This window comes from Moorena sp. SIO4A5, from assembly GCF_010672005.1.
Taxonomy (GTDB): Bacteria; Cyanobacteriota; Cyanobacteriia; order Cyanobacteriales; family Coleofasciculaceae; genus Moorena.
This window is the reverse complement of the sequence record NZ_JAAHHZ010000480.1, coordinates 1-3,676: the sequence shown is the minus strand read 5'-3', so window position 1 is coordinate 3,676 and position 3,676 is coordinate 1. Positions and strand designations below refer to the sequence as shown.

The 3,676-nt window shown below is 44.7% G+C and carries 2 protein-coding genes; both read right to left on the bottom strand.

Features of this window, described 5'->3' with window-relative positions; all coding sequences use genetic code 11:
* A partial coding sequence (locus tag F6K57_RS39570) for a hypothetical protein (protein WP_293074246.1) occupies positions 1-931 on the bottom strand: 931 nt, incomplete at its 3' end.
* A complete protein-coding gene (locus F6K57_RS39565) occupies positions 928-3,417 on the bottom strand; it encodes a hypothetical protein (protein WP_293063097.1) in 2,490 nt (829 codons plus the stop codon). The genes F6K57_RS39565 and F6K57_RS39570, both read right to left, overlap by 4 nt.
* Positions 3,418-3,676 lie beyond the last annotated feature (259 nt).

The window sequence follows — 3,676 nt, the reverse complement described above, 5'->3', positions numbered from 1 at the left end:
TTGGTGCGATCGCGTAGCGTGACCATAGGTCAATCGGTATAGTTTCTCTAGCTTCAGGATTAACTCTAGGATTGAGACTAACCCTTTGGGGCGTAAGCAGTTGAAGGTTGTCTAACTTATCGTTAGTTAAATCGATCTTAGGTAATTCACGATTAACCCCAAACTCAGGTAATTGTCCCTGTTGGAAATTGATACTAGATGCGATCGCGTAGCGTGACCATAGGTCAATCCCGTAGCGTGACCATAGGTCAATCCCGTAGCCTGACCATAGGTCAATCCCGTAGCGTGGCCGTAGGCCAATCGCAATCTCTTGATTTGACTGACTCGCTGGGATCGGTATAGTTTGTCTAGCTTCATTATTAACCGTAGGATTGAGACTAACCCTTTGCTGTCGTTTCAGGTCTAGATTAGCAAGTAGAGCTTTTGGTGAATTTAGCTGAGGTAGTTGACCAGGCAGTAGAGCAAAACTAGGTAGCAAACCTTTACTCAAGTTCACTACAGGTGCGAGGGCGATATCTGAGGATGGCTCGGTCTGTTGGACTGGTGAGGGAGTCAGAGTGGAGTTGAAACTAACGATAGGTTTTCGTTTCCAGTTGAGCCTAGGGACTTGATCTGACCTGAGATCAAAGCTAGGAAATTGTCCATCGTTGATGTTAAAACTGGAACGCTGTCTTAGACCAATTGTTGTTGATCGCTCATTTTGGTTTAGGGAGGGAACCAGACCGGGATTGAAGCTGAGGATTGGTTCTTGTTTGAGATCAAGGCTAGGTAGTTGACTTGGCTTCAGGTCAATGACTGGTAAATTTTCCTCTGCTGCTTGGCTTGATTCAGCTTCAGCGATCGCAGGATACAGCACCATGGTGACGCTACCAGCGATCGCTCCCATTAGCTGTAGTTTACAAGATATGTTATAATTATCAATTAATTTCATTGCTGATCCTCTTCGTTGAAGGTCGGAGTGACTGCAAAGTTCATGCGTGCCATACCACCAGGCTCTAAACGCACGAGTCTCGATTGACTGTTGCCTTCACTGAAATGGGTATTGGGAGCTAGGGTGTAACCTGGAAGGCTAGTCAGGTCTAAAGCTCCAGTGTGGTATCCCGGTAGAACGTTTTTCACCGAGAACAGACCATTGGCATCAGTAGTAATTCGGTTACCGTTTTCCATAAAGATCACCGCATTAGGAACTCCCGGTTCTCCTGGTTGCTGATGACCATCAAAGTTTTTGTCTACAAATACTCGACCTAGTAAGGTGCCGCAGTCGGAAATAATGCCGGGATCAACTCGTACTCGATGAACCACTGGCCCATCTTTGATATCCCAACCGTTGTCATCCCGTTCCGCAGCAACAATTGCTGAGTTCTCCCCGTCACCCCGGATGCCATCTGGGGTAACTTGCACCCCATAAGCAATGTTCAATACTCCACCTTCTGGAATTGGCTCTGTTGTCGTGAAAGTAATTGTTGCGCCATCTCGTGTGGTTTCAATATCCACTGATTCTTGCTGTAACTCGCCCCGGACAGAATCTTCAAGGAATTTAAATCCTAGGGGTAAGTCGTCAGTGACTACAATGTCTTGCACAGCACTACTGGCTAGATTGCGCAAAGAGAGGCGATAGATGATAGTATCTCCTGGTTCAGCCGTAGCTCGGTCTGCGCTCTTGGTAATCCGAATCGATTCAAGGTCACAAATACCCGTATCTACATTCAACAATCCCAAAACCAGACCTTCCCGTTCCGCATTCCGAATCAGGAATTCACCCTGTATTTCTGTGGGATTGGCATCGGTACTAATCGGTAAACCATCTAAAGACGTAGCAGTATAGGAGACTATACTTTGCGCTTCATCAACATTAGTGATCGTCAGTCGAATCCGTCGTTGCAGGAAATTGCTATTAGCGGGTGGATTAACCACCAAAATGTAGCTTCGACCGAGGTCTAACTGACCTCGGTCTCGATCAAACAGAAAGCTGTATCTACCTCGGTTTTCATTGTCCTCATTGCTAAGGAAAAAGGGATTGGCATTGGTAGTGTTAGGTTGAATCCCTTCCGGAATGGTGTTATTGGGGTCATCGGGAAATTCAGTGGTGGTGAGTTCTACAGCATTCAAGAATCCTGTGGGGTCATTGGGGTCTGGATCAAATAAGCCAACGCTAAATCCGGTATAGTCATCCAACAGTTCATTGTCACAACCCCGGATTTCCCCAAACGGGTCAATCAGTTCTAAGCTGGGGTCTGGTGTAGGAGCTATAGTAGCTATGGTCTGTTGTGCGGTTTGTAGGGAAGTATTGTCTTGACCACAATTACTGCTAAATCCTAGAGCTATAGTTTGTTCATCGTTGTCTTCAGCCGCATTAACTGCCACTTGCACATTCAGCACCACCTCCTGCCCAGGCTCGATTGTCAGGGTTTCCGGGGTTTCCTCCAAACCCTCAACAGTTACATTGCCAATCGAAGCTGACCCCACCAAGCCACTTTGAGCAATCACATTAGCTTGGGGAGTTTCTACTTCAATTGCTGCATCTCCGGTATTAAGCAAGGCATAACGGAAACTCACAACATCTCCCGATTGCACCCGCGACCCTTGACCAGACTGAATGTTTCCTAGGTCTTGCTCAAGAGAGTCTTTAGCTTGGCTCAAGAGTTGTTGTTGTTCAGGGATAGCATTGAGCGCTTCATCAAATGCTTGCTGGCGAATCTCGGTAAAAGTAGTGGTACTTAAGTCAGTTGGAATTAAGCCAGCGGCAGTATTTTCAGCAGTTGCGGCATCGGCTTCAGCAATACCAATAGATTCTAAGCCTTGTTGAGCTAGTCCAGTAAAGACTAGAGCTATGACTTGATCTGTCTGACTATTCTCCCCATTTAAGAGTGCAGCTTTATTCGGTATTGCTTCTTCAATAGCAGTTTTGGCAGCAGTGATGACTTGATCAGCGGTAGTGTCAGTGGATGAATTAGCAAAACTCATTACTGCTTGGATACTGGCATTGCTGGCTTCTTCTGAAGTAAAGCCCAAGGTTACTAGTTCATCCTCAAGGGCATCAGTCATAGCACCTAAGCCAAATACCAACTGGCCTTCCCCATCTTGAATCCCCTGAGATACCAGATTGAGAGTTCCTTGTTTAGAGGTTTCAGTGTTCACTTTCCTAGAAGTACCAGTAATGAAGAACTCACTAGGTGGAGACGATCTTCCCCTCGGAGCACGAGGCATTTGGTACCGATAAGTGACTTGATTGATCACAGTTGCTTCTACTGTTTCAGGAGCTGTACACTGTAGCGGTGTCTGACCAGTTGTTGCTGAAATTTCAGCTGTCTGAGTTTGGGATAGTACTGGTGGAGATGTGGGTAAGATACCTGCTATTAAAGCTGTTGCTAGCAGCTTTGGGAAACGCTTCTTCCAGTAAGGGGTTGATTTGGACATTTTGATAGTAAATCACTGGATAGTTTTGTTTAGTTAAATTCGGTGTTTTTATAAAATTTAAAATTTCGGTTATTTTTTTTATTTAAAACTATTGTCGTTTTTTTTATATAAAAAACGTAAATTTAAGCAAAAAATAGCGCAGATTGCGCTGATTATTTCATTATCTATATCTATGTATTTTTAATACTTATTATGCTATATTATTCTGACCTATTATGTATCGAAATAGCTACAAGAACAATGCTGTAAGACGCTTTTA

Excerpts from the sequence above, each read along its gene's own strand:
- F6K57_RS39565 (WP_293063097.1), bottom strand. The coding sequence starts at position 3,417 with ATGTCCAAATCAACCCCTTACTGGAAGAAGCGTTTCCCAAAGCTGCTA.